This is a genomic window from Spirosoma endophyticum (assembly GCF_900112365.1).
Taxonomy (GTDB): domain Bacteria; phylum Bacteroidota; class Bacteroidia; order Cytophagales; family Spirosomataceae; genus Spirosoma; species Spirosoma endophyticum.
This window is the reverse complement of the sequence record NZ_FOLQ01000006.1, coordinates 37,932-64,339: the sequence shown is the minus strand read 5'-3', so window position 1 is coordinate 64,339 and position 26,408 is coordinate 37,932. Positions and strand designations below refer to the sequence as shown.

Below are 26,408 nucleotides of genomic sequence, written 5' to 3'. Positions count from 1 at the left end.
TCTTGATTGAAATCGGGGGCTGTCTTTTTTTAGTTATTTTTTAGTACGTGTCAACAAATGAAACTTTCCGTAGTTACCTAACTGATAGTTCATTTATTACACTCAATTAAATAACCATTCTTGTTATGAGGAACATTACCCACAAACTACTGGGAAGTGCGTTGATGATTACGCTGTTTGCTGCCTGCAGCCGTCCGGTAGCTTATTTTCAGCCCAGTGCTCGTGAACATTTCGCCACTACACAAACAAAAACTGCACCCGTAGCCTCTGTTGAAACACCAGCCTCTGTCGTTGCTGAAACAACCACTCCCGTTGCAACAGTTATTCCAGCCGAACCAGTTGCCAAAGCAAGTACCGCTCTGGATCAAATGGATGCCCTGGTACGTAACGATAGCAAGTTGGCCGAGAACAAAACGGTTCAGAAACGCCTGAATCGGGTGCGGACGTTGCTGGCATCGGCTTCTGCCAAAGCGAGTCTGACGCCTACGGAGGTGGCTGCGCCGAAGAAAATGAATCTGGTGGAGCGCATGATGCTTAAAAAGATGAATAAGAAAATCAACAAGCAACTTGCTCCTGCCAATCCTGAGAAAGCAATGGCTAATTCTGGTACGCTGGCTGCTGGTGCCGTGTTGGTAATTATTGGGTTGCTCCTGCTGATCCTGACAAGTGGCACGGCGGCAACGGTTGGCCTTGTCGCGGTTCTGGTGGGTGCGGTTATCCTCCTGGTCGGGTTGCTATAACATACTAAATCAATACCAAATAAAATCCCTGTTTAACAGAAGAATTCTTCTGTTAAACAGGGATTTCCCGTATTATCCAATTCGTTTGATCTATTTTTTTAGCTTTTATCTCAACAAACCGACAAGGTTGTGGTTGTTGTGATGAGTCTCAAACGTTTACATTAAAACCTCTCTCCTTATGAACACATTTTCCCGGTATTTTTTTGCCACCATTTTAGGTGCTACTATCCTTTCTTCATGCAGCCGTCCAGTGGCTTACTTCCAGCCCAGCGCCCGTGAACACTTCGCCACTGCACAAACAAAAAATGCACCCGCTAAGATTGCCGAAACGCCTTCACCTGCACTTGTTGAAACCACAACTCCCGTTGCAATAGCTGATCCAACTGAACAGGTTGCCAAGGCGAATGTGGCACTGGATCAAATGGATGCGCTGGTACGTAACGACAGCAAATTGTCGGCTGATAAATCGGTTCAGAAACGACTGAGTCGGGTGCGGACTTTACTGGCAAGCGCTTCTGCTAAGGCGAGCCTGACGCCCACAGAGGTGAGTGGACCGAAGAAAATGAATCTGCTGGAGCGGATGATGCTCAAGAAGATGAACAAGAAAATCAATAAGCAACTCGCCCCGGCTAATCCTGAGAGAGCAATGGCAATCCAGCCGCTTCTGGTACTGGGTGCCATATTGGTTATTGTCGGTTTGTTACTGCTTATTTTTGGCAGCGGCACGGCGACAACCATTGGTCTTATCGGTCTTTTGGGTGGTGCGGTTCTCCTCTTGCTCGGCCTGCTATAGACGAAGCTTACTACCTGATCAAATCCTTGTCTGACGAACTGCTTATTCGGCTGAGCGGGATTTAGTATAAATTTCGGCTCTTTTGATCTATTTTTCATTTTTATCACAACAAACCTATCAAGTTGTAGTTGTTGTGGATGAGTCTCAATTGTTCAATTTTAATTATATCGTATACTATGAGAACGCTTTCCAAGCACCTTTTTGTCGCTCTTTTGGGCACAGCTCTTATTTCGTCGTGCAGCCGTCCGGTAGCTTACTTCCAGCCAACTGCTCGTGAACAGTTTAAAACAGCGCAGCCCGAAGCCGTTGCCACCACCACACCAATTGAGACCAGTCAACCAGCAACAGTAGAAACGCCTGCACCCGTGGCTGCACCAGCCGAGCAGCTCGCGCAGACAAAGCAGGCCATAAGCCAGGTAGAAGCGTATGTTCGGAATGATAGCAAGTTGTCATCGAACAAAAAGCTGACCAAACGCATGGCGCGCCTGAATGACCTATTGACGAACACCAGCAACAAAGCGGCAGTAACGACGAATCTTTCTTCCGCAAAAAAATCGACGCTGATGGAGCGCATGATGCTCAAGAAGATTGACAAGAAAATAAAAAACCACGTAGCACCCGACCAGACGAAAGTGATGGATAGCAATATTCGTTTGGGGATTATCATCGGAATTATCGGTTTGCTCTTGTTATTGCTAGCTAATGGTGGCGTTCTGGCCGTAATTGGTGCTATTGGCCTTATTGTAGGCTTGGTGCTGATTTTGCTGGGCGTTATTAACGCATAAACAGTCACACATACTTTTTTGGAATGAGTCACTTACCAGTTCTTTGTCTCATCCATGGCCACGGCGTAGATGCTTCCATTTGGGATGGCATCTACGCCGATTTGGTTTCGGATGCTCAGGTACTAAAACCTGATTTTGCCCGCCTGACGAATCATAAGACAATTGAGGCCTATGCCGAAGATCTGTATGCTCGATTGCAGAGCGCACAAGTTTCGAGCGTCGTGTTGGTTGGTCATTCGATGGGTGGTTATATGGCGCTGGCATTCGCTGAGCAACATCCTGAGATGGTACAGGGATTAATTCTGTACCATTCCACAGCTACCGCTGATGATGAAAAACGTAAAGAGATACGTCGGCAAACCATTGATGAGCTGAAAGCCCAGGGAACGGTGCCCTTTATTCAAAAGCAATTGCCGAAAATGGTGGCCACTACGTATCCTTCCGAAAAAACGCAGGTATTGATCGATCGTTTTCTGGACTTGCCTGTCGATGCTCTTATTGCGGGGGTAGAAGCCATTGCCGGTCGTCCGGACAGAACAAATGTGCTGCGTACCGCTCAGTTTCCAATCTTGCTGGTGCTGGGCCGTGAAGATCAACTGATGCCATTCGAAAAGACGGCGCAGCAGGCTGAATTGTCCGACAAAATTACGGTAACACCCATTGAGAACGCAGGGCACTTGAGTATGGTTGAACAACCCGAAGCCGCCATTCAGGCCATTCGGTCTTTTATAGCCCAGTTATAATCATGTTGCCAATTACTAAAGAAGGAGGCTGAACGAGCTTCCTTTTTGTGTTTTAAGCCCATTTCCAACTGATTATCCGTAAACTTGCATCTTGTTTTAAAAATAGGCCGGATGAGCCGAAATTATCCGGCCGAATTATCCTGTTACGACAATGGCCGAGCTTTTTAACGTTTATCCGCTATACGACATTGAACCCGTTCGTGCGCAGGGAAGCTACCTGTGGGACGTCAATGGCACCCGCTATCTCGATCTCTACGGTGGTCATGCCGTGATTTCAGTTGGGCACACGCATCCGCGATACGTACAGGCGCTTACGGACCAGTTGCACAAGATTTCGTTCTACTCTAATTCGGTCAAGATTCCATTGCAACAGGAGCTGGCGGATAAATTGGGTGCTCTTTCCGACCACCCTGATTACGCCTTGTTTCTGTGCAATTCGGGGGCCGAAGCCAATGAAAATGCGCTCAAACTGGCGTCGTTCCATAACGGTCGTACGAAGGTAGTCGCATTCAAAAAGAGCTTTCACGGGCGTACGGCCGGAGCCGTTGCTGCTACCGATAATCCATCTATCGTAGCTCCAATTAATTATAATCAGCACGTTACGTTCCTTCCTTACAACGATTCGGAAGCGGCCCGAACCGGCATCACTTCAGAAACCTGTGCCGTAATCATCGAAGGTATTCAGGGCGTTGGTGGCATCCAGGTGGCTACGGATGAGTTTTTACAAACGCTTCGTAAACGTTGCGACGAAACCGGCACAGTCCTGATTCTGGATGGCGTTCAGTGTGGATACGGTCGGTCGGGAAAGTTTTTCTCGCATCAGTTTAGCGGTATCGAAGCCGATATTATTTCGATGGCAAAGGGCATGGGCAACGGGTTTCCTATTGGCGGCATTCTGATTTCCCCCAAGTTCAAAGCCAGCTACGGATTGCTCGGCACTACGTTCGGTGGCAATCATTTGGCCTGCACGGCGGCTATTGCGGTGCTGGACATCATGCGTGACGAAGGATTGATGGAAAATGCTACGAACATAGGCAACTACTTAATGGACGGCATCGGGCAGATTGGAGGCTACAAAGAGCTGCGTGGCCGGGGCCTGATGATTGGTATTGAATATGATTTCCCTGTCGATTCGCTCCGTAAAACGCTCCTGTTCGAGCATAAGCAGTTTACGGGTGTAGCGGGAAAAAACACAATTCGACTGTTGCCCTCGCTGGCAATCGGTATTGACGAAGCCGATCAATTCCTGGAAGCGCTGCAACATTGTTTAAACGCAAAGGGCGCAACGGTTACGCAAGGAGCGCAATGACGGAAAATGAGTTATCTCGTGTTGTTTTCGATTGTGCCCTAAAAGTTCATAGAACGCTTGGTTCTGGATTGCTTGAGTCTGCGTATGAAGAATGTTTGTCATATGAACTTCTAAATGCAGAACTTCTTGTTGAGAGACAGAAAATACTGCCGATTGTTTATGAGTCAATTAAATTAGATGCAGGTTATCGGATCGATTTAATGATTGAAGGAAAAGTCATAATTGAATCAAAGGCAGTTGAGGTATTGACGGATGTGCATATGGCACAAGTATTAACCTATTTGCGATTGTCCGAATGCCGATTGGGATTGCTGATAAATTTCAATGTGACTTTATTGAAAAACGGCATGCGTCGTGTAGTTAACAACTTGTAAAAAATCTTTGCGTTCCTTGCGCTTATCTTAGCGCCTTTGCGTTTAAACCATAATGACCAATTTTCTTTCTCTTGCCGACGTCACGAATCTCGATGCGTTAATTCAATCCGGCCTCGATGCCAAAGCCAATCCCTTTGCCGATCAGCACCTTGGTAAAAACAAAACCATTGGCCTGATTTTTTTTAATTCCAGTCTACGGACGCGCCTGAGTACCCAGAAAGCCGCTCAGAACCTTGGCATGAACGTAATAACGCTGAATGTGGGTGCTGGGCAGGATAGCTGGGGGCTGGAAATGGAAGAAGGCGTCATCATGAATGGCGACAAAGCGGAGCACATTCGGGAGGCCGCTGCCGTTATTGGCCGGTATTGTGATGTAATCGCGATTCGGGCGTTTGCCGAACTTAAGGATCGGGATAAAGATTACCGGGAGCAGGTCATGCATCAGTTCGCGAAGTATGCAGGTGTACCCATCGTTAATCTGGAATCGGCGACGCGCCACCCGTTGCAATCACTCGCTGACTGCATTACAATTCAGGAAGCTCAATTGAAATCATCGTTGATTCCAGCTCGTCCGAAGGTGGTATTAACCTGGTTGCCGCATTTTAAACCACTACCTCAGGCCGTTGCCAATTCGTTCTGTGAATGGATGAACGTTCGCGCGAATGCAGGCCATGTTGAGTTTGTGGTGACCCATCCGGAAGGTTACGAACTCGCCCCCGAATTTGTTGGCAATGCCCGTGTGATCTATAATCAGGATGAAGCGTTTGCCGGTGCCGATTTTATTTACGGTAAAAACTGGTCGTCCTATACGCACTACGGTCAGGTACTGACGCAAGACCCGTCGTGGGCCGTCACCATGGCCGATTTACGCCTGACCAACAACGGAAAGTTCATGCACTGTCTGCCCGTTCGTCGTAATTTAAAAGTGGCTGATGAGGTACTGGATAGCCCGCAGTCGCTCGTAATTGAACAGGCTGCCAACCGGGAGTGGTCGGCTCAGGCGGTATTGAAAGAAATCTTAAAAACAATGTAAACCATAGAAAGCCTCCGTCTCTCCGGGTTTAAAAAAGATAATGGATAACCTAACTGTTATAAAAATTGGCGGCAATGTCATCGATAATCCGGAGGCATTGAACCGTTTTTTAAAAGCCTTCGCCAGTTTGGTCGGTCCTAAACTGCTGGTGCATGGTGGCGGAAAAATAGCGACGCAGGTGGCGGAGAAACTGGGTATTGAGACCAAAATGGTTGACGGTCGACGGATCACGGATCAACCCATGCTCGACGTGGTGACGATGGTGTACGGTGGCTTAGTCAACAAGCAAATTGTCGCTAAACTTCAGGCGCTGGACGTTGATGCCATTGGGCTGACGGGTGCCGATGGGGGTACTGTTCTGGCCAGAAAACGTCCTGTTAAGGACATTGATTATGGGATGGTCGGCGATATTGAGGAAGTCGATTCGGGCCAGATTCAATTCTTTTTGCGGCAGAGCTTGACGCCCGTTTTTGCGCCCATTACGTATACCCGTGGCGGTGATTTGCTCAATACAAATGCCGACACAATGGCCTCGGCGATTGCGGTAGATATGGTTCGGCACAACAACGTAACGCTGGTCTATTGCTTTGAAAAAAAGGGTGTTCTGAAAGACCCAGCCGACGACAATAGCGTCATCAATGAACTCTACCCGTCCCTCTATGCTGACCACAAAGCCGCCGGAACCATCAATAAAGGCATGATTCCTAAATTAGACAATGCGTTTAAGGCTTTGGGTAATGGCGTAGCGAAGGTTATCATCTGCCACGCCGATGAAGTAGCCGAGGCTGTTAAGCAGGGTGCTGGAACGACCTTAAAAAAGTAAAGCGGCCGGAAAGCCGCTCTTATGTAATATCGTGAAATTTAAGCGGCTCTCCGGCCGCTTTACTTTTCAGCCAGCAGGTGAGCAACACGCCGAATGCCCATAAACCGTTGCTGATAATAAGAAGCGTGGAGGTAATCGTATCGAACGCCCCCGTTCCAGGCTGAATGAATGAATTTGACTTTATCACCAATAACTTCTGTAATCAAACCAACGTGGCCAATCCGGTTGCCGCCCGACCCGTGACCTTTGAAGAGGATCAGGTCGCCGGGTTGCGCTTCGTCTTTGGCTACCGCTTCACCAACGTTTCCCTGGGCAGCGCTGGAATGAGGTAGAGAGACACCAAAATGTTTAAAGCAGAAGCGGGTAAAACCGGAGCAATCGAAGCCCCGTGTTGTGGTGCCGCCGGAGCGATATCGAATCGAAAGGTGCTCCTTGGCGAAGCTGATAATCTCTTTGACGACGGGGATTTTTTCGTAAAAATTTGCTTCTGTTAATGAGGCTTTAGAAGCTTCCGTTACGGTGGGTACGGTTTGTGCTTGAACGATGCCAAACGAGACAGTACAAACTACTGCCAGGAGCATTTTTCTCATAATAGAAGTGGGTCAAATCCAAGTTACATGCTTAAAAGTATCGAATATGAACCGAACTACCTATTAAATGAGGAAAAGTTTCTACACTTTTAATGTCAATTTTACGTGCCAAAACCCCTAAGTTGCTGAGGCTAAGTGTCCTGAAAACTGAAAATTTGCGTTTATTTTTTGGAATTTAATGTACTACGTTCGGACGGGTTAGCCGCTTATTTAAATAAATCAGCGGCCTCTCAATGCTTTTGCGTAAGCATTGAGAGGCCGCTGATTCGTAGGTCGAAACCGCGAGTGATACGTATTAATTAAAACCAGTTTGCGCCGACAATCCGGAAAGGCCAGGGAATGGAAGCCAGAATGAGCAATAAGCCTAAACCGTAGAAAATTCCGACTAACCGCTGCTTAGTGATGGCATCGGAAGCGCGTTTGGAGCGAGAATAGCCAATGGTGATGAGCACAATAGCGATCAGCATGCCGGTTGTGTGTTCAACACTGTAGAAGCGGTACAGCTTGTCGCTCATCAGGCTAAAATTAACTTTCGGGCTTATAAACAACAGAATCAGCCCCAGAATCAATTGTGTATGCACTGAAATCAGGGTGAACAGGTACAGTTTACGGTTACCGTCTGTATAACCACTACGTCCCTGCCATTTGCTGATGGCAGTGACAACGGCCGCTAGTAATAAAATAAGGGCTATCCAGCGAAGCCCCGAGTGGGCGTGTACTAATCCGGAATACATGAGTCAAGTTAGTTGTTTGATTGGCAAAGAAACAACCAAATAGCCAACTTACATTGCCAATCGCTTGTTGAGCCCTTATGATTCTTTACAATACAACCTACAGCGTTGCCAGCGAGATCGCTGACGACTGGCTTCGGTGGATGAAGCGTTTTTTTGTACCAGCCGCTGTGGCTACGGGATTGCCCGTTAGCTATCGAATTCTTCGACTACTAACCGAGCTTGACAATGGTGGCGTAACGTATTCCTTTCAGCTCGATTTCAACACAATGGAAGACTACAACACCTATCTGGAAATTCACGCCGATGGGTTGCGTAAACGGATCGAGCATCGGTTCGGGAACCAGTTTATCTCCTTCGATACGTTACTTGAAGAGGTTTAAACTGCAACGGCAGCCCGGCGGGATTTATCTGATTAAATTGATTGACATGATTTTGATTATCCGGGTTATACAAGCGAAAGTAAAGTCATAGTAATCAATAAAATCAAATAAATCCCGGTTCCCCTTTGATTCTGAAAACAGCGCCTTCCAGCGATTCATTGACCCGAATCTGGCAGGCTAATCGACTGTCTGAGTCGGCGTCGGGTAAGGTGTCCAGCATATCCAGTTCGGCATCCTGCGCGGATGGTAGCGCATCAAGTCCGTCGAGAACCTGTACGTGGCAGGTCGCACAGAGGGCCATGCCCCCACAGGTCGCCAGGATGTCATAGTCCGACGCTTTCAGTACTTCCATCAGGTTCAGGTTAATGCCTTCCGGTATTTCTATCGGCTGTTGCTCGCCGTTTCGGTCTTCTACAGTGAATGTGATCATAGGGAAATTCAGTCAGTCGTCGTCAGGCGATAGTCTTTCGTGCTTTCGCATCAGCACTGACGACTGTTGACTAATGACTATCGACTTATATTAAAAAGTTGGCACCCCGTTTACGGTTGTGTACTTGAAACTCAGTTTCTGGTCGGGATGAACGTAGTGAAATGCACTTTGGCACATTAAAGCCGCTTCGTGGAAGCCGCACAGAATCAGTTTCAGCTTGCCGGGATACGTATTGATGTCGCCAATGGCGTAAATCCGTTCGACGTTGGTCGAGTAATCCGTCGTGTTGACGCTGATGGCCGATTTGTCGATACTCAGGCCCCAATCGGCGATGGGACCGAGTTTCGGCGTCAGGCCAAAGAGCGGGATCAGGTGATCGGCGGGTAGTGTGGTTACGGTTTTGTCTTTCGCTGTAATGACAACCTCATTCAGATGGCCATTCCCGTTGATACTGGTAATCGTCGATTGCAGCACCAGATTGACGCGACCCTGATTCGCGAGGTTGACTACTTTCTCGGCCGAATCGGGCGCTCCCCGGAACGTATCACTCCGATGGACGAGCGTTACTTCACTGGCAATATCCGCTAGAAAAATCGTCCAGTCGAGGGCTGAATCGCCACCACCGGCCAATACCACCCGACGGTTGCGTAACTGTTCGGGATTCTTCACCATGTAGGCAACACCTTTTCCTTCGAATAACTCCAGGTTGACAATTTCTGGCTTTCTGGGTTCAAAACAGCCTAATCCTCCGGCAATGACCACTACCTGACAGTGAACGGTTGTTCCATCGTTCGTTGTAACAATATAAGAACCATCGATTTGCCGATCCAGACCTTCCACGCGCTCGCCTAGTGTGAATCCCGGATTGAAGGTCGCAATCTGCTCCATCAGGTTGTCCACCAGCGTCTGTGCGTTGATGGCTGGATAACCGGGAATGTCATAAATCGGCTTCTGTGGATAAATCTCCGAAAGCTGTCCACCCACCTGTGGCAGGGCATCGATCAGATGACACCGCATTTTCAATAAACCGGCTTCAAAAACGGCAAATAGACCCACCGGACCTGCGCCAATTATGCAAATATCTGTTGTTATCATGTGGTGGTAGCCGTGACACAACTAGCGCATCACAGTACGTCACAAATGTAGGGACCTGGTTGCGGCCACACTCATCATAAATCGGAATGAGGGATAAGCAAATGGAATAGGAAGCATTCAAATTCGAGCATCCTATGTCACGTCCTGTTGAGCATCGGACGAACCTATCTATCTTCACCGATAAATGCCCGCATGATGCACCCGTTTCTCTACATCCTGCTTGTTTTACTGCTTACGCAGACTGCTACACGCAGTTCTGTAGCGAATAGCCACTACGTTAAGTCGAGTGATGGCAACTGCGAATCTGTTCAGTCGGGTGATTGGACTAATCCGGCTACCTGGTCGTGCAATCGCCTGCCAACGATTGACTATCTGGTCACGATCAATGCTGGCCATATTATTACCGTTTCGACCCATACAGCCCAGGCTAAACAGATTATCTACAGGGGCGGCATTATCCAATTTTCTGGAACGGGCGCAAACGTGTTTGTAAAAAATGGCTCATCTTACGTAGTGGCTCCCATTATTTATCGAATCAGGGCTGGTCAGCAATACTGCGATCAAAGTGCGTTGGTTTTTACGCCTAAAACGACGCTTTCCTTTAGCGCTACGTTCGATAATTCAGCTATCTATACCAGTCAATCGCCTGAAAATCAAAACGACATCAACAAGCTTTATGGTTTTTCTGATTGTAATACGCACCACAGTATCGCCAGCGCCCGGTTCGGCTGGAACTGGCGTGACAACGCCTTGCGGATATATGCCTACTGCTACCGCAACGGCGAACGGGTCTCGCAGGAGTTGGGCGTGGCGCTTCTAAACACGGCCTACGACTATCAGCTCAGTATTGTGGGCGGAAATTACGTTTTCACCTTTCAGGGGCAACAAACCGTTATTGCCCGCGGTTGTACGCTTGTCGAAAGCACACAGCGCTATTTGCTCTACCCATATTTTGGTGGCGATGAAGTTGCGCCCCATGACATTACGATCGCGATTACGGATAAGTGATCGGGGTGATTACACTCAATTTACCAGATGAACAATAAAGTCGCCTTGATTACAGGGGCCAATTCAGGGTTGGGACTGGCCACGGCCAGGGCGCTTGCCAACCGCTCGTTTGACCTGATATTACTGTGCCGCAACCAGCAGAAAGGACAGGCTGCTCAGGCTGAGGTGCAACAGGAAAATCCCGACGTGCGGGTTGATCTGGTAACCGCTGATCTTGGTGATGCTGGGTCGATACGTCAGGCAGCCGATTATATTACTGCCCATTATTCAGCGGTAGATGTGCTCATCAATAATGCTGGTTACACGCCGTCTACGCTTGACTTTACAGAAGACGGGATCGAAAAATCGTTCTATGCCAGCCACATCGGCCATTTTCGACTGACGTACCATCTGACGGATTTATTGAAAAAGACAGCTGCCAAAACCGGCGACGTGCGTATCATCAGTCTGTCATCGGCCGCGCATGCCTTGGGTAGTAAAGCCCGCTTTTTTCGGCGAATTACCGATTTATCCTTGCTTTCGGCGTACGGAGATGATAAACTGGCCAATCTGTTATTCGCCAAAGGAGCCGCCCGACAATTTGCCGGTACGGGCATTCGGGCGTATGCTGTTCATCCTGGAGTAGTTAAGACTAATTTTGGCGGTGATGCACCGGGTTTTTTTGGCAAGATGCTGTGGCTGGCAACTCCGTTTATGCGCACGCCGGAAGCAGGCGCTAAAACCACGGTTTTTCTGGCCTCGGCTCCCCTCAAAGCCATTGGAGAACAGAATGACGGTGGTTATTTTGCCGACAGTCGTCCTAAAGCAACCACTAACCGGGACGTTACCGAGGCTAATGCTGACTGGCTCTGGCAGAAGAGTTTAGCCTACGTGTAAGTGAATTAGCTGTACTGGCTTTCAATCCAGTTTGAGCTTCATACCTTCGTGAGTCGCCGTAAACCCCAGTGATTCATAAAACCGAATGGCGTCTGGTCGTCGTTTGTCCGACGTGAGTTGCAGTAAATGACATCCTTTTTCTCGGGCCCGGTTAACAGCATAGGCAAATACTTTGGTGCCAATGCCTTGCCCACGATACGCTGAATTTGTGCGTACGGCCTCCATTTGCGCCCGCATTCCTCCCTGATACGTTAGGTATTGAATAAAGGTTAGCTGAAATGTCGCCACCATGTCGCCATTCATTTCGGCAACGGTCAATTCCTGATTCGGATCTTGCTCGATTCGCGCAAAGGCCGCTACGTAGTTGTCGGAAATAACTTCGTCAGACTTTTCCCGTGATGAGCCAAGCGTATCATCTGACAGCATTCGGACAATGGCAACGAGGTCGTCTTTTGTGGCAAGCCGGAAAGTAAGGCTCTGGAGCATAGTTTTGTTATCTTATCTGCCCTGCCAATTTATAGTCAATTCTTTTCTAAACACCCACTCGCTTTGGGTTGTTACTCATTCAGGCCGTTTAGCCAGTTTATTTTTCTTCCATGCCAGCCAGGGTACCCGCAGTTTGGTTTGTTGATGACGACGAAGATGATCGTCTTTTTGTTCGGTCGGCATTTGAGGATATCGGTCCCGCAGTAACGGTGTTGACGCTTAATAATGGTGAGCAGCTTTTAGCCGAACTAAAGGATAGTGGTGGGTTACCCAAGCTGATTTTACTGGATCTTAATATGCCAGGGTTGAATGGCTTCGAGCTACTCCGGCAACTACGTAGTACACCCTCTTTTACGCAAATCCCGGTGGTGATTTTCACTACGTCATCCAATGAACTGGACCGCCAAAAAAGCCTGACCGCGGGAGCGAATGGCTTTTTAACTAAGCCCACTACGTATGATGACTTATCCCGCATGGCCCAATCCCTAAGCCAGCAATGGGTGTTAACCGCTACGGCTTAACCTCGACGTGTGGTGTACCATCATAAAATAATAAAGCCAACCAGGGATCGCTCGATCCCTGGTTGGCTTTATTATTAACAGCAATAGAGGAAAATGTCTGTCTACAGCTTCGTAATCAGACGACTTCGATCATTTTCCAATCGTGATTTCCTTTTCTTTATAACCACCGCGCGTTGAGAGCAGTTTGACTTTCGCTTTGATTGGCCCCGGCTGGTTAAGTTTGACGTGGAAGACAGCTTCCTTTTTCTCGCCAACTTTCGTATAGCCCGCATAAATGGTTTTGTCAACCAGCTCCGGCTGCGTGATCATCACTTTGGCCTCTTTGAACCCTTTCAGCAAGGCTTTATCGATGTCTAACGTAACGCGATCTTCCTGAACCATCTTAACCCGCTTTGCCTGTTCCAGGGCCACCGGCAGTTTGCCCGAGTTGGTCCAGGTGGCTTTCACTTCATATTCGTTATTCGCCAGCGCCTTCACCGTTACGTCGGTCAGGTCAATTTGAGGCAGTTCTTTGGCCATCGCCAGGTTGAACATGGACTCCTTCGAGATCCAGGTTTCCAATTGCCAGGCCGGTCCATTCTGCGAGAAAAATTTGGGGTTAAATCCACCGATCTCTACGGCCCCTAACTGTGGATGCGTCATTTTTGTCCAGGGCTTGAATCCCCGTTTGCCGTTCGCTTCATCGTCCCACATCAGGCCATCGTAATCGTCACGGTCGCCGTCGCCGTCGTAATCTTTCATGGCGCCGTTGTTCCAGAGTTCATCGCCGTACCAGACCGCACCGTACTGAAAATAACCGAAATCGGGACCATGTCCGAATAAAGGCGTTGGTTTGGATGGTTCGCCCGTGAAACGGTTGATCTTGTTACGGGTATTGTAGGTTTCATACACATCGCCCGCCCACGGATAGCCCGTAAACGATAGCCCCAGACTGTCCATGTGCTTGTAGATCGCCAGATCGGGCGGGAACATGCTCTCGGCGCTCGACGACGTGGACGGTGGCCGCAGGTGCATCGGTACGCTCGTATCCATCGAGTTTACCACCGTAATATTCGGGTGCCCCATCAGCCAGACGTAGGTTGCGCGGGTTTCGGTTTCGCTGAGCGGATACTCGCTGGCACCCCCTTGCGTATACCCCCGGCCGGTGAAGTCGCCCCCCTGATCGGGTCGCCAGTTTTCCGGGTAATTGCGGTGGTTATCTAAACCGCCGATGCCATCTTCATTGTATTTGCCATCACCGTCATTATCAATGCCTTCAGTATACACAAAATAATCGCCCTGCCCCGGCTGAACGCGTTTCATCAACCGACCCGATTTGTCTTTAGGGTTCAATACGTAGTCGGCTTTCTCCAGCTCTTCTTTCGTCGTCGCCTTTTTGCGAATCTGGTAAATGATGCCATCGCCATCGAAGTCATCTTCCGAATCTTCGTCAAAAAGTCCGTCTCGATCGTCGTCGTGGGGACGTAGCGAACTGCGGTTGCGTTGCGCCGTATACAAATACATATTGGCCCCATCCGGGTTGTTTTCCGGCCGTAGATAAATCGACTTGGTGTCCAGCAGTTTTGTGATGGCGGGGTCTTTGCCGTAATTGTCCAGCAGATGTTTCGTTAGCCAGAAAACCGCTTCGCTGCTGGTCACTTCGCCACTGTGGCGGCCTCCTTCAAAGTACGCAGCGGGCTTATCGGTGTGTTTGCCCGTTTTCTTGTTCGTCAGCGTCATTTGCAGAATCGGGCGGCCTTCGTAACTCTTCTCAACTTCGTATAAATCAATCAGATTTGGATACTGCTCGGCCCATTTTCGGTACCAGCTATAGATCACATCGGGTGTATGATACGTATCGAAGGTGAGCGTTGTGCCTGGTTGATACTGAACGTCTTTGAACTGGTGTTTTTTGAAATAACTGATGCCATGCCGCTCACCTTTCACGGTGTAAAATTTGCGGGCTGTATCCTGTTCTGGCCACTTCTCTTCGGTGCCGTAATAGGATTTCTGGGCGTAGATTGTTGATGAACAGAGAAGACAGAATAATAACGTACTGATTTGTCTCATAAACGATTGGTTTCTTAAGAGAATAGAGATGGGCTTACACTATGTAAAAGATGATTTTTACACTGGCAATTTATTGATGATTTTGCAGACCCCGAATAGGAGCGAAGAATCTATTTGAAAAGTGCTTGTTTTCCAACTAAAATAAATGTTTTGTGAGGTATGAGACTTTCTTTCTTTACGGTTCAATCTAGCAGAACTATTAACAATAGCCACAAAGTCTCGTAACATGATTTATATTTACTCTGCTATTATTCCTAAATCCAGACATCCATGAAACTGTACCTTTTACTCCTGATCGCCTGCCTGTTCTGCACAAAAAGCTGGGCGCAGGCCGACGTCCAGAAACGCTACCAAACCCGGTTGATCATGGTCGAGAATGGCGGGACCGTTGACCTCGATCAGGGGACGTTTACGTTCACGGGGAGTCTATCGCTGGAGGATAAAAAGCGCATTGTCATCCGGGGGAAGGGTATCGACAAAACCATCTTGAGTTTCAAAGGCCAGACCGACGGTGCTGAAGGTTTACGTGTGTCTAATGCCGAAGAGATTGTCATCGAAAACCTGACCGTTCAGGACACAAAAGGAGATGGGATTAAAACCATGAACGTGAAAGGCATTACGTTCCGAAACGTGAAGGTTGAATGGACGGGGCCACCCAAAGCCGAGAACGGCGGCTATGGTCTCTATCCCGTGCAGTGCGACAACGTAGTGATTGACGGATGCACGGCCATTGGGGCCTCCGACGCGGGTATTTACGTTGGACAGTCGCGCGGAATCGTTGTGAAAAAGAGTAAAGCCTATCACAACGTAGCAGGCATCGAGATCGAAAATTCACGCAATGCCGATGTATTCGATAACGAAGCCTACGACAATACGGGCGGTATTCTGGTTTTCGATCTACCTGATCTGGTGCAGAAACAGGGCGGTAATGTGCGGGTATTCAACAACTACGTTCACGACAATAATCTGCCAAACTTTGCACCCGCTGGTAATATTGTTGCGAGCGTATCAGATGGAACTGGCTTACTGATTCTGGCTGCAAATGGGGTGGAGGTGTTCAACAATCGGTTTATTCGCAATCAAAGCGTCAGTACGGGAATCATTAGTTATCTGATTACCGAGCTGCCCATTAAGGACAAAGCGTATTACCCATTTTCGACGGCGGTTTCCATTCATGATAACGTGTATGAGCGGAAACCCGGCCCCGCTAGTTCGCGCGGTCGATACGGCAAAATCTTTGAGTCAATTCTGAAAACGGGTCAGGATGTGCCGCACATTCTCTACGATGGCATTGCCGATCCTGCTACGTTCGATAAGGACGGAAAACCACTGGCCGACAAGCGTATCTGCATCCGAAACAATAAAAATCAGAGCATTGTCAACCTCGATGCCGGTCGTGAATTCAAAAACGTTTCTTTCGATGCGATTCCCTTTAATTGCCAACTGGAGCCACTGAAAACCGTCACGAGCGCTCGTTAAAAGAATGCGTACTTACCTGCTTTGGAGCTTGCTACTACCCGTATTGTGGCTAACGTTGGTTAGCTGGCGAACGGCGGCTATTCCCGAAAAACTATCGGATTATGGGTTTTTTAGCGGCAAATTAGCTGATCAGCAACCAGCGGCCGGGGTCGTTCCTTACGTGCTCAACACACCCTTATTTTCGGATTATGCCGAGAAACTGCGCTTTGTAAAATTACCCGCTGGTCAGGCGGTGGCGTACAACGACTCGGCAGTGCTTAACTTCCCGGTTGGCACGACATTGATCAAAACGTTCTATTTCCCGAATGATTTTCGAGATCCCGCTAAAGGACGCCGATTAATGGAAACACGGCTGCTGGTTCACCAGCCAGAAGGCTGGAAAGCGTTCGATTACGTATGGAATGACGAACAAACCGACGCCTTGCTGGAGGTTGCGGGCAATACCAAAACGGTTCGTTACGTGGATGGACAGGGGCAAACTCGCCAACATGCCTACTCCATTCCCAACCTGAATCAGTGTAAAGGATGTCATAATCGCAATGAGGTCATGACGCCCATTGGACCGTCGGTGCGGCAACTCAACGGCGAACTGGTATACGGTGGGAGTGGGGTCAACGCTAGGGAAAACCAGCTGACGCACTGGCAACGTAGTGATATGCTGACGAGCTTACCCGCTTTAGAAAACTGCCCCAAAACGCCCGTCTGGAACAAACCCGAAACGGGATCAATTAACGACCGGGCGCGGGCGTGGCTCGACATCAACTGCGCGCATTGCCATAATCCCAAAGGTCCAGCCATGACGTCAGGCTTAAATCTGAGCGTTTCGGAGACCGATCCAACGGCCCTAGGAGTCCTGAAAACACCTGTTGCAGCCGGGCGCGGATCAGGTGGTCATCCGTTCGATATTGTACCGGGCAAGCCCGATGAATCCATCCTGATTTACCGTCTGAATTCGACGGACCCCGGCGAGATGATGCCCGAACTTGGCCGCAAAACCATTCAGCCCGAAAGCCTGGAACTGCTACGTGCCTGGATCAAAGAAATGAAGTAGCACCACGACAGCTTTCAAGTAATTTTTACTGCTCTACTCGTTTTGTCTTTGTGGTCAAAACGATTCTACACGTACTCTTTCCAATGAACTCTTCATTTTTGCGCTTTGGTCCGGCCTTCCGGGTCATATTTACGCTCTTAATTTTTAGCCAATCTACTCGGGCCCAACTGCCGCCCATTTTTGATCAGACTCGCGCTCAGACAGCCCAGACGGAAGCCACCGTCCGGCGGTTTCTGGCTCCCGTAAAAATTCTTTGGCGTACGGGTTCGATTACAAATGCGGAGCAATTACTAAAACCCGGTAATGGGCAGGCTGATCTGTCGGGGCAGGGTGTTTGCTCACTCAAAAGCGATGCGGCTGGCAAGCCCAGTCTGTTGCTGGATTTTGGCAAAGAACTCCACGGCGGTCTGCAAGTAGTGACGGGGCAGTGGAAAGTCAGCAAGCCCATCACGGTTCGAATTCGGTTTGGGGAGTCGGCCAGCGAGGCTATGGCGGATATCGAGCCCAAACAAAACGCCACCAACGACCACGCCATTCGGGATATGGTCGTGCAGGTGCCGTGGCTGGGAAAGCTGGAAATCGGGAATACGGGCTTCCGGTTTGTACGTATTGACCTGATCGATGCGGATACCGAACTGCTGCTCAAAGAAGTACGGGCCATTTTTACCTTCCGTGATATTCCTTACCTCGGTTCTTTTCACAGCAGCGATACGTTGTTGAATAAAATCTGGGCAACCGGCGCCTACACCGTTCACCTCAACATGCAGGACTACCTCTGGGACGGCATCAAACGCGACCGGCTGGTATGGGTGGGCGATATGCACCCCGAAGTATCGACCATCAACGCTGTCTTCGGCTACAATGACGTAGTGCCTAAAAGTCTCGATCTGGCGCGCGACATTACTCCCCTGCCCGGCTGGATGAACGGCATCAGTACGTATTCGATGTGGTGGATTCTCATTCAGCGGGACTGGTATATGCACAATGGCAATCTGGCGTATCTGAAGCAACAGAAAGCGTATTTAGCCAGTTTGCTGAAGTTACTTATCGAGAAGATTGATGAGAAAAACAGCGAAAAATTGGACGGTACGCGCTTTCTGGATTGGCCTTCGAGTGAAAATACCAAAGGCATTCACGCCGGATTGCAGTCGATGATGGTGATGTCGTTAAGCGCTGGTGCCGATCTGTGCCGTGTGCTTAATGATCCGGAAACGGCGAAGAGATGTAATGAAGCCGTAGCCCGCCTGAAACAGTATGTGCCCGATCCTAATAAGTCGAAACAGGGAGCGGCTCTGCTGGCCTTATCGGGTTTGGTACCGGCCCAAAAAGCTAACAGGGACGTGCTGGCCGTGGATGGGGCGCATAATTTCTCGACATTTTATGGGTATTATATGCTCCAGGCTAAAGCAAAAGCAGGCGATTATAAAGGTGCCCTGGCTAATATTCGGGAGTTCTGGGGCGGCATGCTCGACTTAGGCGCTACTACGTTCTGGGAGGATTTTAATCTGGATTGGGTGAAGAATGCCGGGCGCATTGACGAACTGGTGACCGAGGGTAAAAAAGACATCCACGGTGATTGCGGGGCGTATTGCTACGTTGGTTTTCGGCATAGTCTGTCGCACGGTTGGGCATCGGGTCCAACACCCTGGCTGACAGAACACGTACTGGGTATCAGCGTGGTTGAGCCGGGTTGTAAAGCCATTAAAGTGACCCCCCATCTGGAAGATCTGACCTTTGCCGAGGGCAGTTTTCCTACGCCCTACGGTCTGGTAAAAGTGAAGCATACGAAGTTGGCGAACGGCAAAATCCAGTCAGATATAAGTGGTCCCAAGGAAGTGCGCATTATTCGGTAACGAGGATACGTCGCGAAAGAACAAGTAAAAACTACGTTTACAGAGACTGTGTGCGGTTATTTGTTAAGTTAGCAGGATTAAAACCAACCTGAATTTACCCGTTACTATGAAACAGTTCTTCCCGGCTCTTATTTTCATGGCTTCTGCTGCGCTTGCCCAACCAGCACCGCCAGGTCGTGGTGTCGCACATATATCAACGTATCAGCCGCCTACATTCACCGATACTGACCGCCTGAAACGGCTGGAAGCGGCCTTCCCAATTGTTGAAAAACTCTACCGGGAACGAGCCGAGAAATTTCATTATCCGGGTGTGGCGTTCGGGATTGTATTAGATGGTAAACTGGTTTATTCGGGCGGTGTCGGTTATACCGACGTAGCGAAAAAGATACCTGCAACGGCCAAATCGCTGTTTCGGATCGCATCGATGACCAAGAGCCTGACGGCGATGGCCATTCTGAAACTCCGCGATGAAGGCAAACTTCGGCTCGATGATCCTGCCGAAAACTACATCCCGGAACTGAAAAGCCACAAATACCTCACCGCCGACGCCCCCCGCATTACGGTCCGCAACCTGATGACGCACTCAGCCGGTTTTCCCGAAGACAATCCTTGGGGCGATCGCCAACTGGCTGATACGGATGCTGATTTACTCAAACTTATTAAAGATGGTATTTCGGATTCCAATGTGCCGGGTTTTGGTTATGAGTACAGTAATCTTGGGTTTGCCATGTTGGGCCACATTATAAACGTAGTGTCGGGCAAACCGTATCAGCAGTACATCACCGAAACCATTTTGAAACCGCTGGGCATGAACGATACCCAATGGGAATACACAAAAGTGCCAACTGACAAACTTGCCCTTGGCTATCGTTGGCAGGAAGAAAAGTGGCTTGAGGAGCCGCTGCTTCACGATGGTTCCTACGGTGCAATGGGTGGTTTAATTACGTCTATTGACGATTTTAGCAAGTACGTAGCGTTACATCAGGCCGCCTGGCCACCGCGTTCGGATGCTGACAGTGGCCCCATAAAACGAAGTTCATTGCGTGAGATGCAGAAACCCTGGACGCTGTCGGGTTTGTCGGCACAGGCGAAAAATTCGGCGGGGGAGTTCTGCCCTGAGGTAAGTGGGTACGGCTTTGGATTAAGATGGGGGCAAAATTGTAAGGGGCAAATCGGCATAGGGCATACGGGTGGACTGCCCGGTTTTGGGAGTCAATGGCGCATTCTAACCGATTACGGTGTTGGTGTTATTGCCTATGCTAATCTGACGTACGCAGGAATGGGAGCGATCAATGCGGCTGTACTCGATACGTTGGTCGCCATCGGAAAACTTCAGCCGCGCCAACTACCAGTGTCAAACATCTTGGCACAACGTAAAGCCGAAATTGTAAAACTTCTGCCCGACTGGACAGGCGCTGAGAAAAGCGGCATTTTTGCGGAGAATTTCTTTCCTGATAAACCCGTTGCGCTACGTCGGAAGGCTGTGCAGGACTTGTACGCCAAAGTTGGTAAAATTCAACGTGTTGGCGAATTGATGCCCGAGAACCAGCTACGCGGGCACTTTTTGCTAGAAGGTGAAACCGGGACGATTGACGTATTTTTTACACTAACTCCCGAGAATCCCGCCCTAATTCAACAATTGGATTTTCGGGAAGCGAGCAAATAAGTAGCAATGACTCAAATTCGTATTTCACCGGCCACCGATCAGGATATTCCTGAGCTAAACCGGCTGGTTAACAGAGCGTATCGGGGCGAAAGCTCTAAAAAAGGGTGGACTTCCGAAGCCGATTTGCTTGGTGGTCTTCGAACCGACGAAGATGCATTACGAACGATGCTGGAAAATCCGAACGTAACGATTTTGACCTATAAAGAATCGAATCATTTGCTGGGATGCGTCTATCTGGAAACAAAAGGTAATAACCTTTATCTGGGTATGCTAACGGTTTCGCCTGACGCGCAGGCCAACGGTATTGGGAAGCAACTGCTAGCGATGGCCGAGCAAATGGCTATCAATCAAGGTTGTCGGACCATAACGATGACGGTTATCAGCCAACGTCATGAATTAATTGCCTGGTATAATCGGCGCGGCTATCAGTCCACAGGCGAAACCCAGCCCTTCCCGGATGACCCTCGTTTTGGCCTGCCAACTCAGCCACTGGAATTTATCGTGATGGAAAAACTTATACTATAAGTATATAATCGGGAGACGCCATTTTTGAGTTTGCGGATTAAACTGCTAATTTCACAACGTTAAAACAAAACACGATACCACAAGCCTTATGTCAGTTTCCAAACGCGTCCTGATTGCCGAAGATAGCTCCGTTATCCAGAATCTGGCCCGCAAAATTCTTGAGTTTCAGAATTACGACATCACGGCCGTTAAAAACGGTGAGCAAGTGCTGCAAATTCTGGAAAAAGAAGACTTCAGTATCCTCCTGTTGGACATTAACATGCCGCTGATGGATGGTATGGAGTGCGTACGGCGCGTTCGGGCATTGCCCGATAGTGAAAAAGCCAGCGTACCCATCGTCGCCATTACGGGAAACGCCAAGAATTACACGGAGGAAGAATTTAAAACAGCAGGCTTCAATGACGTACTGGTGAAACCACTTAACTTCGACCGATTGGTAGAAGTGGTGAATCAGCTCACAGATAAATAAAAAGCGAAACCGGGCCGCCGGAGCGGAGTGAATGAGTGAAAAAGCGAATTGCTAAAGCATCTGGTTTTGTTCATTCGCTCTTTCACTCATTCACTCTTTCACCATTATGCTCATCACCTTACTCGGTACGGGAACGTCGTCGGGAGTACCGTTGATTGGGTGCTCATGTGAGGTGTGCCGCTCTGTAGATTTTCGGGACAAACGACTCCGGACATCCGTCCATATCGCGGTCGATGGGCGTAACTTCATTGTCGATACCGGTCCCGACTTTCGCCAACAAGTACTTCGGCTGAATCTGCAACAGCTTGATGCTGTTTTATTTACGCACGAGCACAAAGATCATACGGCAGGCTTAGACGAAGTTCGGGCCTATAATTTCCGGTCAGGACAGGATATGCCAATTTACGGTCGACCGACTGTGTTGGCGCAATTGCAGCGTGAGTTTGCCTACATTTTTGCCGACCATAAATATCCGGGCACTCCCCACGTTCAGGTCAACGAAATTCGCAATGAGCCGTTTGATGTCCTGGGCGTCCGAATCGTGCCAATCGAGGTAATGCACCATAAATTGCCCGTTTATGGATTCCGCATCGGCGATTTTACGTACCTCACCGATCTCAACTACATTTCTGACGTGGAGCTGGAGAAAGTGTACGGCACCAAAATTCTGGTAGTCGATGCATTGCAACGTCAGACACATATCTCCCATTTTACCCTTGATCAGGCCGTTGCCCTGGCCCAACGTGTTAATGCCGACCGGACATACTTTGTACACATTAGTCATAAACTGGGACTACACAGAGAGGTTGAAAAAGAACTTCCCGACAACATTCGATTAGGCTATGATGGTTTGCAACTAACAGTGTAGCACCGACTGTTCTGCTTGCCACTACAAACCAATTGCTTCCACGTAGCGTTACCCGTGAAGAATCTTTCCCAACACGATGGTAGCCCAGATTAAGCCGTCCCGCTCATTTTCCAATGAATTATTGCAGCAGTATCGTCAGCAGGGTGACGTCCCGGCCGATACGGTTATTGCGGCCGTAGTTGCAACTGAAGGCCCAACCGGACTGCGCTCATTGATGACCTGGCTGGCCGATACAACCAATATGCAGCCTGTGAGTCAGCATCCGGCGGTTCAGGACTTTTTTGTTCAGCAGGCTAAGCTGCCTGCCTGGGCTGATGTGGAAAGAATGAAACGGGGCATGGCCTTTTTCAAAAAACACGCTCAACAGATTGGGTTAACCCTTGGTTTTTACTCGCTTCCCTATTCTTATCTTGGCGCGAACGGCGCGCAGGTACTTTGGATCACCGAACGTATCAAAAACGATACGGCCCGACGATTACAGGAAACCGGCGAGTGGGTGTTTGCGGTGAACAATTCAAAGGAGTGGGAGACGGGTAACGCTATCGTCCGAACGCTGAAAATCCGCCTGATTCATGCTGGAGCACGGTGGTTTTCGTTGCATTCCAAACGATGGAATAACGACTGGGGATTCCCTATCAATCAGGAAGATATGGCTGGAACCAATCTGGTTTTTTCGTATATCGTGCTATTGGGATTACGCAAAGCTAAGGTAGCCATGACGGAGCAGGAGGAAGAAGATTACCTGCATCATATTAACGTAGTGGATTCCCTCAACGGTGTAGTCGACGAACTGATTCCGACGAACCTCCGCGAAGCTTATAACCTCAACCGCGCGATCGCTCAACGACAGTTTAGGTCTTCCGAAGCGGGTATTGGCCTCACGCGTGCCCTATTGAACGCTATTGCTACGCAGATCGTCCAGGCCGGGGCCGGCAAATCAGGTTTGACCCAACCCGAAACTATCCGGAACCTCGCGGCTGGTGAAATGCGTTTCTTCCTGGGCGATCGCTATGCCGACTGGCTGGGTATTCCAGACGTGCCTGTCGAAAAGAGACTGATTAGTTTGGTCAATCGACTGCCTATTTTTTCAACCTTAATTCCCGCTCTCTGAACTGAATGGGACAATCGATCCAGGGAAAATCCTACCAATCAATTGTCTGGATTCCAGTCTAGGATACTATATGATTTATCAATTAGAACCGATTGCTGCGCTGGCAACGGCGCCGGGTATTGGTGCCATTGCCGTTGTGCGGGTATCGGGCGAAGGGGCCATCGCCATCACAAACCGATTTTTTCGAGGAAAAGACCTTACGCAACAGGAATCGCACACAGCCCATTTTGGTACGTTGCGAAACGCTGATGGCAGTATTATTGACGAAGTATTAGTAACGATTTTTCATACACCCAAGTCGTTTACCAAAGAAGACGTTGTTGAGATTTCGTGCCACGGTTCGGAGTTTATTATTCAGCAGATTCTCCGCCGATTAACTACAGAAGGCGCTCGGTTGGCTAAACCCGGTGAGTTTACACAACGGGCTTTCCTGAATGGGCAATTTGACCTGGTGCAGGCTGAAGCCGTCGCCGACCTGATTGCCTCCGACTCTGACGCCAGCCATCGCGCTGCATTGACCCAGCTACGTGGTGGTTTCTCAAAACAACTGAAAGTGCTACGTCAGCAGCTCATCGATTTTGTGGCTTTAGTCGAGCTGGAACTGGATTTTGGTGAGGAAGATGTCGAGTTTGCCCACCGGGATAAGCTTCGACAATTGATGCTGGATATCCGGCGGGTGCTGCATCCGTTGATCGACTCATTTTCAACGGGAAATGCCATAAAAAACGGCGTTCCGACAGTAATTATTGGCAAACCCAATGCGGGTAAATCGACCTTGTTGAATGCCTTGCTGAACGAAGAAAAGGCTATTGTCTCCGACATTCCCGGCACTACCCGCGATGTTATCGAGGACGAGCTATTTTTGGATGGTATTCGTTTTCGGTTGATTGACACGGCTGGTTTACGACAAGCTACCGACCAAATTGAAGCCATTGGTATCGAACGAACGCAGCAAAAAATGCGCGATGCCGCTTTGGTCGTTTATCTGTTCGACGGGAAAAACGTCCTGCCCGATGAATTGCGAATAGCGGTTGAGGATGTGCGTTTGTCAGGAAAACCGTATCTGCTGGTTGGTAATAAACTTGATGCCATAGACGATCTAAAACGTCAGGCATTGCAAAACATCGTAGGCGAAAAAATTGTCTGGATCTCGGCCGCTCAAAAAACGCATCTGGACGAACTCAAAGCAGCCCTGTCGGCACGCGTCCGCACCGATTCGGCGGTACAAACGGGTAGCGCCGTCGTGACTAACGCGCGCCATTATGAACACCTTACCGGCACAGACGACGCCCTCGCACGTGCGATTACTGGCCTGAACTCCGGCGTAACACCCGATTGGCTGGCCATGGATTTACGGGTAGCATTGCGGCATTTAGGTGAGTTAACAGGCGAAATCACAACGGATGATCTGCTGGAGTCCATTTTCAGTAAGTTCTGTATCGGAAAGTAACTTGATGCTGGGTAATGTTAAACCGATAACGGCTTATTTTTTCTCTACCGGTTTGCTACTTTCTTGTATTCACAATTTATAGGAACGATTTTATGAACGCTTGCAGATTTACAATTTCTACCTTATTTAGCCCGTAAATTCAACTAGTCGTTAATTTAATGAAGGTTTTTGTGAACGATTTCAGGCTTCTATGCTATGGATCGTGTAGGGCAATTGTTCAAAATGCATGTTCACTTATTTCAGCTTGGTTCATATATAGGGTTTTCCCTAAATTTTTAAACCGTTGGGTTTTCACTATTCCATAACCATATACAATAGTCCTATTTTTGCTAAACAAAATTCTATTTACTAATGCAGGTATACGAACCTATTGGATTTTCAGCAGGTTAATTTCTAATAAGCCAATATCCTCAATCGTTGTTTCTGCACCTAATAAAAGCGTTTTAATGATACGAGTACTGATAGCGGATGACCATAATGTCTTTGTTGAGGGCATTGAATCGCTTATTACAGGAGCGCCGGACATCAAAGTGACCGAACGATGCTATACTGTTCAATCAGTTATTGAGCGTTTGGGGCAGGCAGCTGTGGATGTGATTTTACTGGATATTTCATTTCCGCAAGTCGACGATGGGCTGGGACTTTGTGAACATATTACTCGCAGCTATCCAAAAACGAAAGTGGTAGCATTGACCATGCACGACGATGCAAGTTTGATTAAACGGGTTGTGAAAAAAGGCGCTAAAGGTTATTTATTGAAGAACACAACAAAGAATGAGTTATTACAGGCTATCCAGACGGTTTACCACGAGAAGCAGTATTTTAATGACACTATCATGCACATTCTGCTGAATGAGGGACCAAAGACCCGCAAATCGACGGCTGGAGTCGGTGTAAAGCCGAACTTGACGCCCCGCGAATCAGAAGTGCTGACACTCATTGCTCAAGGTCTCACTACTCAGCAAATGGCTACTCAGTTGTTTGTGAGTGCCAAAGCCGTCGAGTTTCACCGTAGTAGTTTACTGCTGAAGTTCGGTGTTCCTAACACGGCCTTGCTGATCAAGAGTGCCATGGAGATGCACTATATTGACTGATAGATACTTACCTGTGACCACTACGTTACTAAAGTCCTGCTCTACCTCATCAGCATGTTCGTCCTGGTGGTTC

Annotated in this window: 28 protein-coding genes; 22 read left to right on the top strand and 6 right to left on the bottom strand. The window is 48.8% G+C overall.

All coding sequences use genetic code 11. The annotated features are described in order from the left end of the window. Nucleotides 1–125 precede the first annotated feature (125 nt). The 8 genes from BM202_RS16955 to argB all read left to right on the top strand — a co-directional run bounded on the left by BM202_RS16955 (nt 126) and on the right by argB (nt 6,600). Nucleotides 126–740, top strand: coding sequence for a hypothetical protein (locus BM202_RS16955; protein ID WP_245776694.1), 615 nt, complete (start codon nt 126–128; stop codon nt 738–740). A gap of 178 nt (nt 741–918) precedes the next feature. Then, entirely contained in the window at nt 919–1,533 is a 615-nt protein-coding gene (locus BM202_RS16950) for a hypothetical protein (protein ID WP_093828209.1), read from the top strand. Between the two features lie 176 nt (nt 1,534–1,709). Then, a complete protein-coding gene (locus tag BM202_RS16945) occupies nt 1,710–2,318 on the top strand; it encodes a hypothetical protein (protein WP_093828207.1) in 609 nt (202 codons plus the stop codon). 23 nt (nt 2,319–2,341) lie between these two features. After that, complete coding sequence (locus BM202_RS16940; protein WP_093828205.1) at nt 2,342–3,061, top strand: alpha/beta fold hydrolase; 720 nt, start codon at nt 2,342–2,344, stop codon at nt 3,059–3,061. A 151-nt stretch (nt 3,062–3,212) separates the two neighbouring features. Further along, entirely contained in the window at nt 3,213–4,370 is a 1,158-nt protein-coding gene (locus tag BM202_RS16935; protein ID WP_093828203.1) for an aspartate aminotransferase family protein, read from the top strand. Continuing rightward, nucleotides 4,367–4,744 (top strand): GxxExxY protein, encoded by a 378-nt coding sequence (locus BM202_RS16930; RefSeq protein WP_093828201.1) that lies wholly within the window; start codon nt 4,367–4,369, stop codon nt 4,742–4,744. Before BM202_RS16935 ends, BM202_RS16930 begins: the two co-directional genes overlap by 4 nt. A gap of 52 nt (nt 4,745–4,796) precedes the next feature. Further along, nucleotides 4,797–5,777 carry an N-acetylornithine carbamoyltransferase gene (locus BM202_RS16925; protein ID WP_093828199.1) on the top strand — a complete coding sequence of 327 codons (981 nt, stop codon included), beginning with the start codon at nt 4,797–4,799 and terminating at the stop codon, nt 5,775–5,777. A 40-nt stretch (nt 5,778–5,817) separates the two neighbouring features. Then, nucleotides 5,818–6,600: an acetylglutamate kinase gene (gene argB / locus BM202_RS16920; RefSeq protein WP_093828197.1), complete on the top strand. Its 783-nt coding sequence runs from the start codon at nt 5,818–5,820 to the stop codon at nt 6,598–6,600. A 59-nt stretch (nt 6,601–6,659) separates the two neighbouring features. Here argB and BM202_RS16915 read toward each other — a convergent pair whose 3' ends face one another. Together BM202_RS16915 and BM202_RS16910 are read right to left on the bottom strand one after the other, a co-directional pair. After that, nucleotides 6,660–7,190 (bottom strand): C40 family peptidase, encoded by a 531-nt coding sequence (locus tag BM202_RS16915; protein WP_093828195.1) that lies wholly within the window; start codon nt 7,188–7,190, stop codon nt 6,660–6,662. Between the two features lie 299 nt (nt 7,191–7,489). Continuing rightward, nucleotides 7,490–7,924, bottom strand: coding sequence for a cytochrome B (locus tag BM202_RS16910; protein ID WP_093828193.1), 435 nt, complete (start codon nt 7,922–7,924; stop codon nt 7,490–7,492). Nucleotides 7,925–8,001: 77 nt separating this feature from the next. Between BM202_RS16910 and BM202_RS16905 the strand changes: the two genes are divergently transcribed. Continuing rightward, nucleotides 8,002–8,304, top strand: a complete 303-nt coding sequence (locus BM202_RS16905; RefSeq protein ID WP_093828191.1) for a DUF4286 family protein — start codon at nt 8,002–8,004, stop codon at nt 8,302–8,304. A gap of 103 nt (nt 8,305–8,407) precedes the next feature. Here the strand turns inward: BM202_RS16905 and BM202_RS16900 are convergent, their stop codons facing one another. Both BM202_RS16900 and BM202_RS16895 read right to left on the bottom strand, forming a co-directional pair. Beyond that, complete coding sequence (locus BM202_RS16900; protein WP_093828189.1) at nt 8,408–8,734, bottom strand: 2Fe-2S iron-sulfur cluster-binding protein; 327 nt, start codon at nt 8,732–8,734, stop codon at nt 8,408–8,410. Nucleotides 8,735–8,824: 90 nt separating this feature from the next. Beyond that, complete coding sequence (locus BM202_RS16895) at nt 8,825–9,829, bottom strand: NAD(P)/FAD-dependent oxidoreductase (protein WP_093828187.1); 1,005 nt, start codon at nt 9,827–9,829, stop codon at nt 8,825–8,827. A gap of 147 nt (nt 9,830–9,976) precedes the next feature. Between BM202_RS16895 and BM202_RS16890 the strand changes: the two genes are divergently transcribed. Both BM202_RS16890 and BM202_RS16885 read left to right on the top strand, forming a co-directional pair. Continuing rightward, complete coding sequence (locus tag BM202_RS16890) at nt 9,977–10,837, top strand: hypothetical protein (RefSeq protein WP_177236610.1); 861 nt, start codon at nt 9,977–9,979, stop codon at nt 10,835–10,837. Nucleotides 10,838–10,864: 27 nt separating this feature from the next. Then, nucleotides 10,865–11,713, top strand: a complete 849-nt coding sequence (locus BM202_RS16885; RefSeq protein ID WP_093828183.1) for an SDR family NAD(P)-dependent oxidoreductase — start codon at nt 10,865–10,867, stop codon at nt 11,711–11,713. A 21-nt stretch (nt 11,714–11,734) separates the two neighbouring features. Here BM202_RS16885 and BM202_RS16880 read toward each other — a convergent pair whose 3' ends face one another. Beyond that, the gene (locus BM202_RS16880) at nt 11,735–12,199 is read right to left on the bottom strand and encodes a GNAT family N-acetyltransferase (protein ID WP_093828181.1); all 465 of its coding nucleotides are present in this window, start codon (nt 12,197–12,199) and stop codon (nt 11,735–11,737) included. A gap of 110 nt (nt 12,200–12,309) precedes the next feature. On the opposite strand from BM202_RS16880, the gene BM202_RS16875 reads away from it, so the two are divergent. Continuing rightward, complete coding sequence (locus tag BM202_RS16875; RefSeq protein ID WP_093828179.1) at nt 12,310–12,720, top strand: response regulator; 411 nt, start codon at nt 12,310–12,312, stop codon at nt 12,718–12,720. A 129-nt stretch (nt 12,721–12,849) separates the two neighbouring features. On the opposite strand, the gene BM202_RS16870 is transcribed toward BM202_RS16875, so the two are convergent. Then, on the bottom strand, nt 12,850–14,769 hold the full coding sequence (locus tag BM202_RS16870; RefSeq protein WP_093828177.1) for a M14 family metallopeptidase: 1,920 nt from the start codon (nt 14,767–14,769) through the stop codon (nt 12,850–12,852). Between the two features lie 270 nt (nt 14,770–15,039). Here BM202_RS16870 and BM202_RS16865 point away from each other — a divergent pair, with 270 nt between their 5' ends. The 10 genes from BM202_RS16865 to BM202_RS16820 all read left to right on the top strand — a co-directional run bounded on the left by BM202_RS16865 (nt 15,040) and on the right by BM202_RS16820 (nt 26,335). Beyond that, the gene (locus BM202_RS16865; RefSeq protein WP_093828175.1) at nt 15,040–16,248 is read left to right on the top strand and encodes a parallel beta-helix domain-containing protein; all 1,209 of its coding nucleotides are present in this window, start codon (nt 15,040–15,042) and stop codon (nt 16,246–16,248) included. A gap of 4 nt (nt 16,249–16,252) precedes the next feature. After that, complete coding sequence (locus BM202_RS16860; protein WP_093828173.1) at nt 16,253–17,299, top strand: SO2930 family diheme c-type cytochrome; 1,047 nt, start codon at nt 16,253–16,255, stop codon at nt 17,297–17,299. Between the two features lie 83 nt (nt 17,300–17,382). Next, nucleotides 17,383–19,152 (top strand): alpha-L-rhamnosidase-related protein, encoded by a 1,770-nt coding sequence (locus BM202_RS16855; RefSeq protein ID WP_093828171.1) that lies wholly within the window; start codon nt 17,383–17,385, stop codon nt 19,150–19,152. Between the two features lie 106 nt (nt 19,153–19,258). After that, nucleotides 19,259–20,818 carry a serine hydrolase domain-containing protein gene (locus BM202_RS16850; RefSeq protein WP_093828169.1) on the top strand — a complete coding sequence of 520 codons (1,560 nt, stop codon included), beginning with the start codon at nt 19,259–19,261 and terminating at the stop codon, nt 20,816–20,818. 6 nt (nt 20,819–20,824) lie between these two features. Further along, complete coding sequence (locus BM202_RS16845; RefSeq protein WP_093828167.1) at nt 20,825–21,343, top strand: GNAT family N-acetyltransferase; 519 nt, start codon at nt 20,825–20,827, stop codon at nt 21,341–21,343. A gap of 88 nt (nt 21,344–21,431) precedes the next feature. Continuing rightward, nucleotides 21,432–21,812 (top strand): response regulator, encoded by a 381-nt coding sequence (locus BM202_RS16840; protein ID WP_093828165.1) that lies wholly within the window; start codon nt 21,432–21,434, stop codon nt 21,810–21,812. 106 nt (nt 21,813–21,918) lie between these two features. Next, complete coding sequence (locus BM202_RS16835; RefSeq protein WP_093828163.1) at nt 21,919–22,680, top strand: MBL fold metallo-hydrolase; 762 nt, start codon at nt 21,919–21,921, stop codon at nt 22,678–22,680. A gap of 76 nt (nt 22,681–22,756) precedes the next feature. Continuing rightward, nucleotides 22,757–23,791, top strand: coding sequence for an oxygenase MpaB family protein (locus tag BM202_RS16830; RefSeq protein WP_093828161.1), 1,035 nt, complete (start codon nt 22,757–22,759; stop codon nt 23,789–23,791). Nucleotides 23,792–23,861: 70 nt separating this feature from the next. Continuing rightward, the gene (mnmE, locus tag BM202_RS16825) at nt 23,862–25,241 is read left to right on the top strand and encodes a tRNA uridine-5-carboxymethylaminomethyl(34) synthesis GTPase MnmE (protein WP_093828159.1); all 1,380 of its coding nucleotides are present in this window, start codon (nt 23,862–23,864) and stop codon (nt 25,239–25,241) included. Nucleotides 25,242–25,687: 446 nt separating this feature from the next. Further along, complete coding sequence (locus tag BM202_RS16820) at nt 25,688–26,335, top strand: response regulator transcription factor (protein WP_093828157.1); 648 nt, start codon at nt 25,688–25,690, stop codon at nt 26,333–26,335. Nucleotides 26,336–26,408 lie beyond the last annotated feature (73 nt).

Bases quoted from the DNA above. Each gene is read 5' to 3' on its own strand.
- BM202_RS16955 (WP_245776694.1), top strand. From the start codon at position 126: ATGAGGAACATTACCCACAAACTACTGGGAAGTGCGTTGATGATTACG.
- BM202_RS16950 (WP_093828209.1), top strand. From the start codon at position 919: ATGAACACATTTTCCCGGTATTTTTTTGCCACCATTTTAGGTGCTACT.
- BM202_RS16945 (WP_093828207.1), top strand. From the start codon at position 1,710: ATGAGAACGCTTTCCAAGCACCTTTTTGTCGCTCTTTTGGGCACAGCT.
- BM202_RS16940 (WP_093828205.1), top strand. From the start codon at position 2,342: ATGAGTCACTTACCAGTTCTTTGTCTCATCCATGGCCACGGCGTAGAT.
- BM202_RS16935 (WP_093828203.1), top strand. From the start codon at position 3,213: ATGGCCGAGCTTTTTAACGTTTATCCGCTATACGACATTGAACCCGTT.
- BM202_RS16930 (WP_093828201.1), top strand. From the start codon at position 4,367: ATGACGGAAAATGAGTTATCTCGTGTTGTTTTCGATTGTGCCCTAAAA.
- BM202_RS16925 (WP_093828199.1), top strand. From the start codon at position 4,797: ATGACCAATTTTCTTTCTCTTGCCGACGTCACGAATCTCGATGCGTTA.
- argB (WP_093828197.1), top strand. From the start codon at position 5,818: ATGGATAACCTAACTGTTATAAAAATTGGCGGCAATGTCATCGATAAT.
- BM202_RS16915 (WP_093828195.1), bottom strand. From the start codon at position 7,190: ATGAGAAAAATGCTCCTGGCAGTAGTTTGTACTGTCTCGTTTGGCATC.
- BM202_RS16910 (WP_093828193.1), bottom strand. From the start codon at position 7,924: ATGTATTCCGGATTAGTACACGCCCACTCGGGGCTTCGCTGGATAGCC.
- BM202_RS16905 (WP_093828191.1), top strand. From the start codon at position 8,002: ATGATTCTTTACAATACAACCTACAGCGTTGCCAGCGAGATCGCTGAC.
- BM202_RS16900 (WP_093828189.1), bottom strand. From the start codon at position 8,734: ATGATCACATTCACTGTAGAAGACCGAAACGGCGAGCAACAGCCGATA.
- BM202_RS16895 (WP_093828187.1), bottom strand. From the start codon at position 9,829: ATGATAACAACAGATATTTGCATAATTGGCGCAGGTCCGGTGGGTCTA.
- BM202_RS16885 (WP_093828183.1), top strand. From the start codon at position 10,865: ATGAACAATAAAGTCGCCTTGATTACAGGGGCCAATTCAGGGTTGGGA.
- BM202_RS16880 (WP_093828181.1), bottom strand. From the start codon at position 12,199: ATGCTCCAGAGCCTTACTTTCCGGCTTGCCACAAAAGACGACCTCGTT.
- BM202_RS16875 (WP_093828179.1), top strand. From the start codon at position 12,310: ATGCCAGCCAGGGTACCCGCAGTTTGGTTTGTTGATGACGACGAAGAT.
- BM202_RS16870 (WP_093828177.1), bottom strand. From the start codon at position 14,769: ATGAGACAAATCAGTACGTTATTATTCTGTCTTCTCTGTTCATCAACA.
- BM202_RS16865 (WP_093828175.1), top strand. From the start codon at position 15,040: ATGAAACTGTACCTTTTACTCCTGATCGCCTGCCTGTTCTGCACAAAA.
- BM202_RS16860 (WP_093828173.1), top strand. From the start codon at position 16,253: ATGCGTACTTACCTGCTTTGGAGCTTGCTACTACCCGTATTGTGGCTA.
- BM202_RS16855 (WP_093828171.1), top strand. From the start codon at position 17,383: ATGAACTCTTCATTTTTGCGCTTTGGTCCGGCCTTCCGGGTCATATTT.
- BM202_RS16850 (WP_093828169.1), top strand. From the start codon at position 19,259: ATGAAACAGTTCTTCCCGGCTCTTATTTTCATGGCTTCTGCTGCGCTT.
- BM202_RS16845 (WP_093828167.1), top strand. From the start codon at position 20,825: ATGACTCAAATTCGTATTTCACCGGCCACCGATCAGGATATTCCTGAG.
- BM202_RS16840 (WP_093828165.1), top strand. From the start codon at position 21,432: ATGTCAGTTTCCAAACGCGTCCTGATTGCCGAAGATAGCTCCGTTATC.
- BM202_RS16835 (WP_093828163.1), top strand. From the start codon at position 21,919: ATGCTCATCACCTTACTCGGTACGGGAACGTCGTCGGGAGTACCGTTG.
- BM202_RS16830 (WP_093828161.1), top strand. From the start codon at position 22,757: ATGGTAGCCCAGATTAAGCCGTCCCGCTCATTTTCCAATGAATTATTG.
- mnmE (WP_093828159.1), top strand. From the start codon at position 23,862: ATGATTTATCAATTAGAACCGATTGCTGCGCTGGCAACGGCGCCGGGT.
- BM202_RS16820 (WP_093828157.1), top strand. From the start codon at position 25,688: ATGATACGAGTACTGATAGCGGATGACCATAATGTCTTTGTTGAGGGC.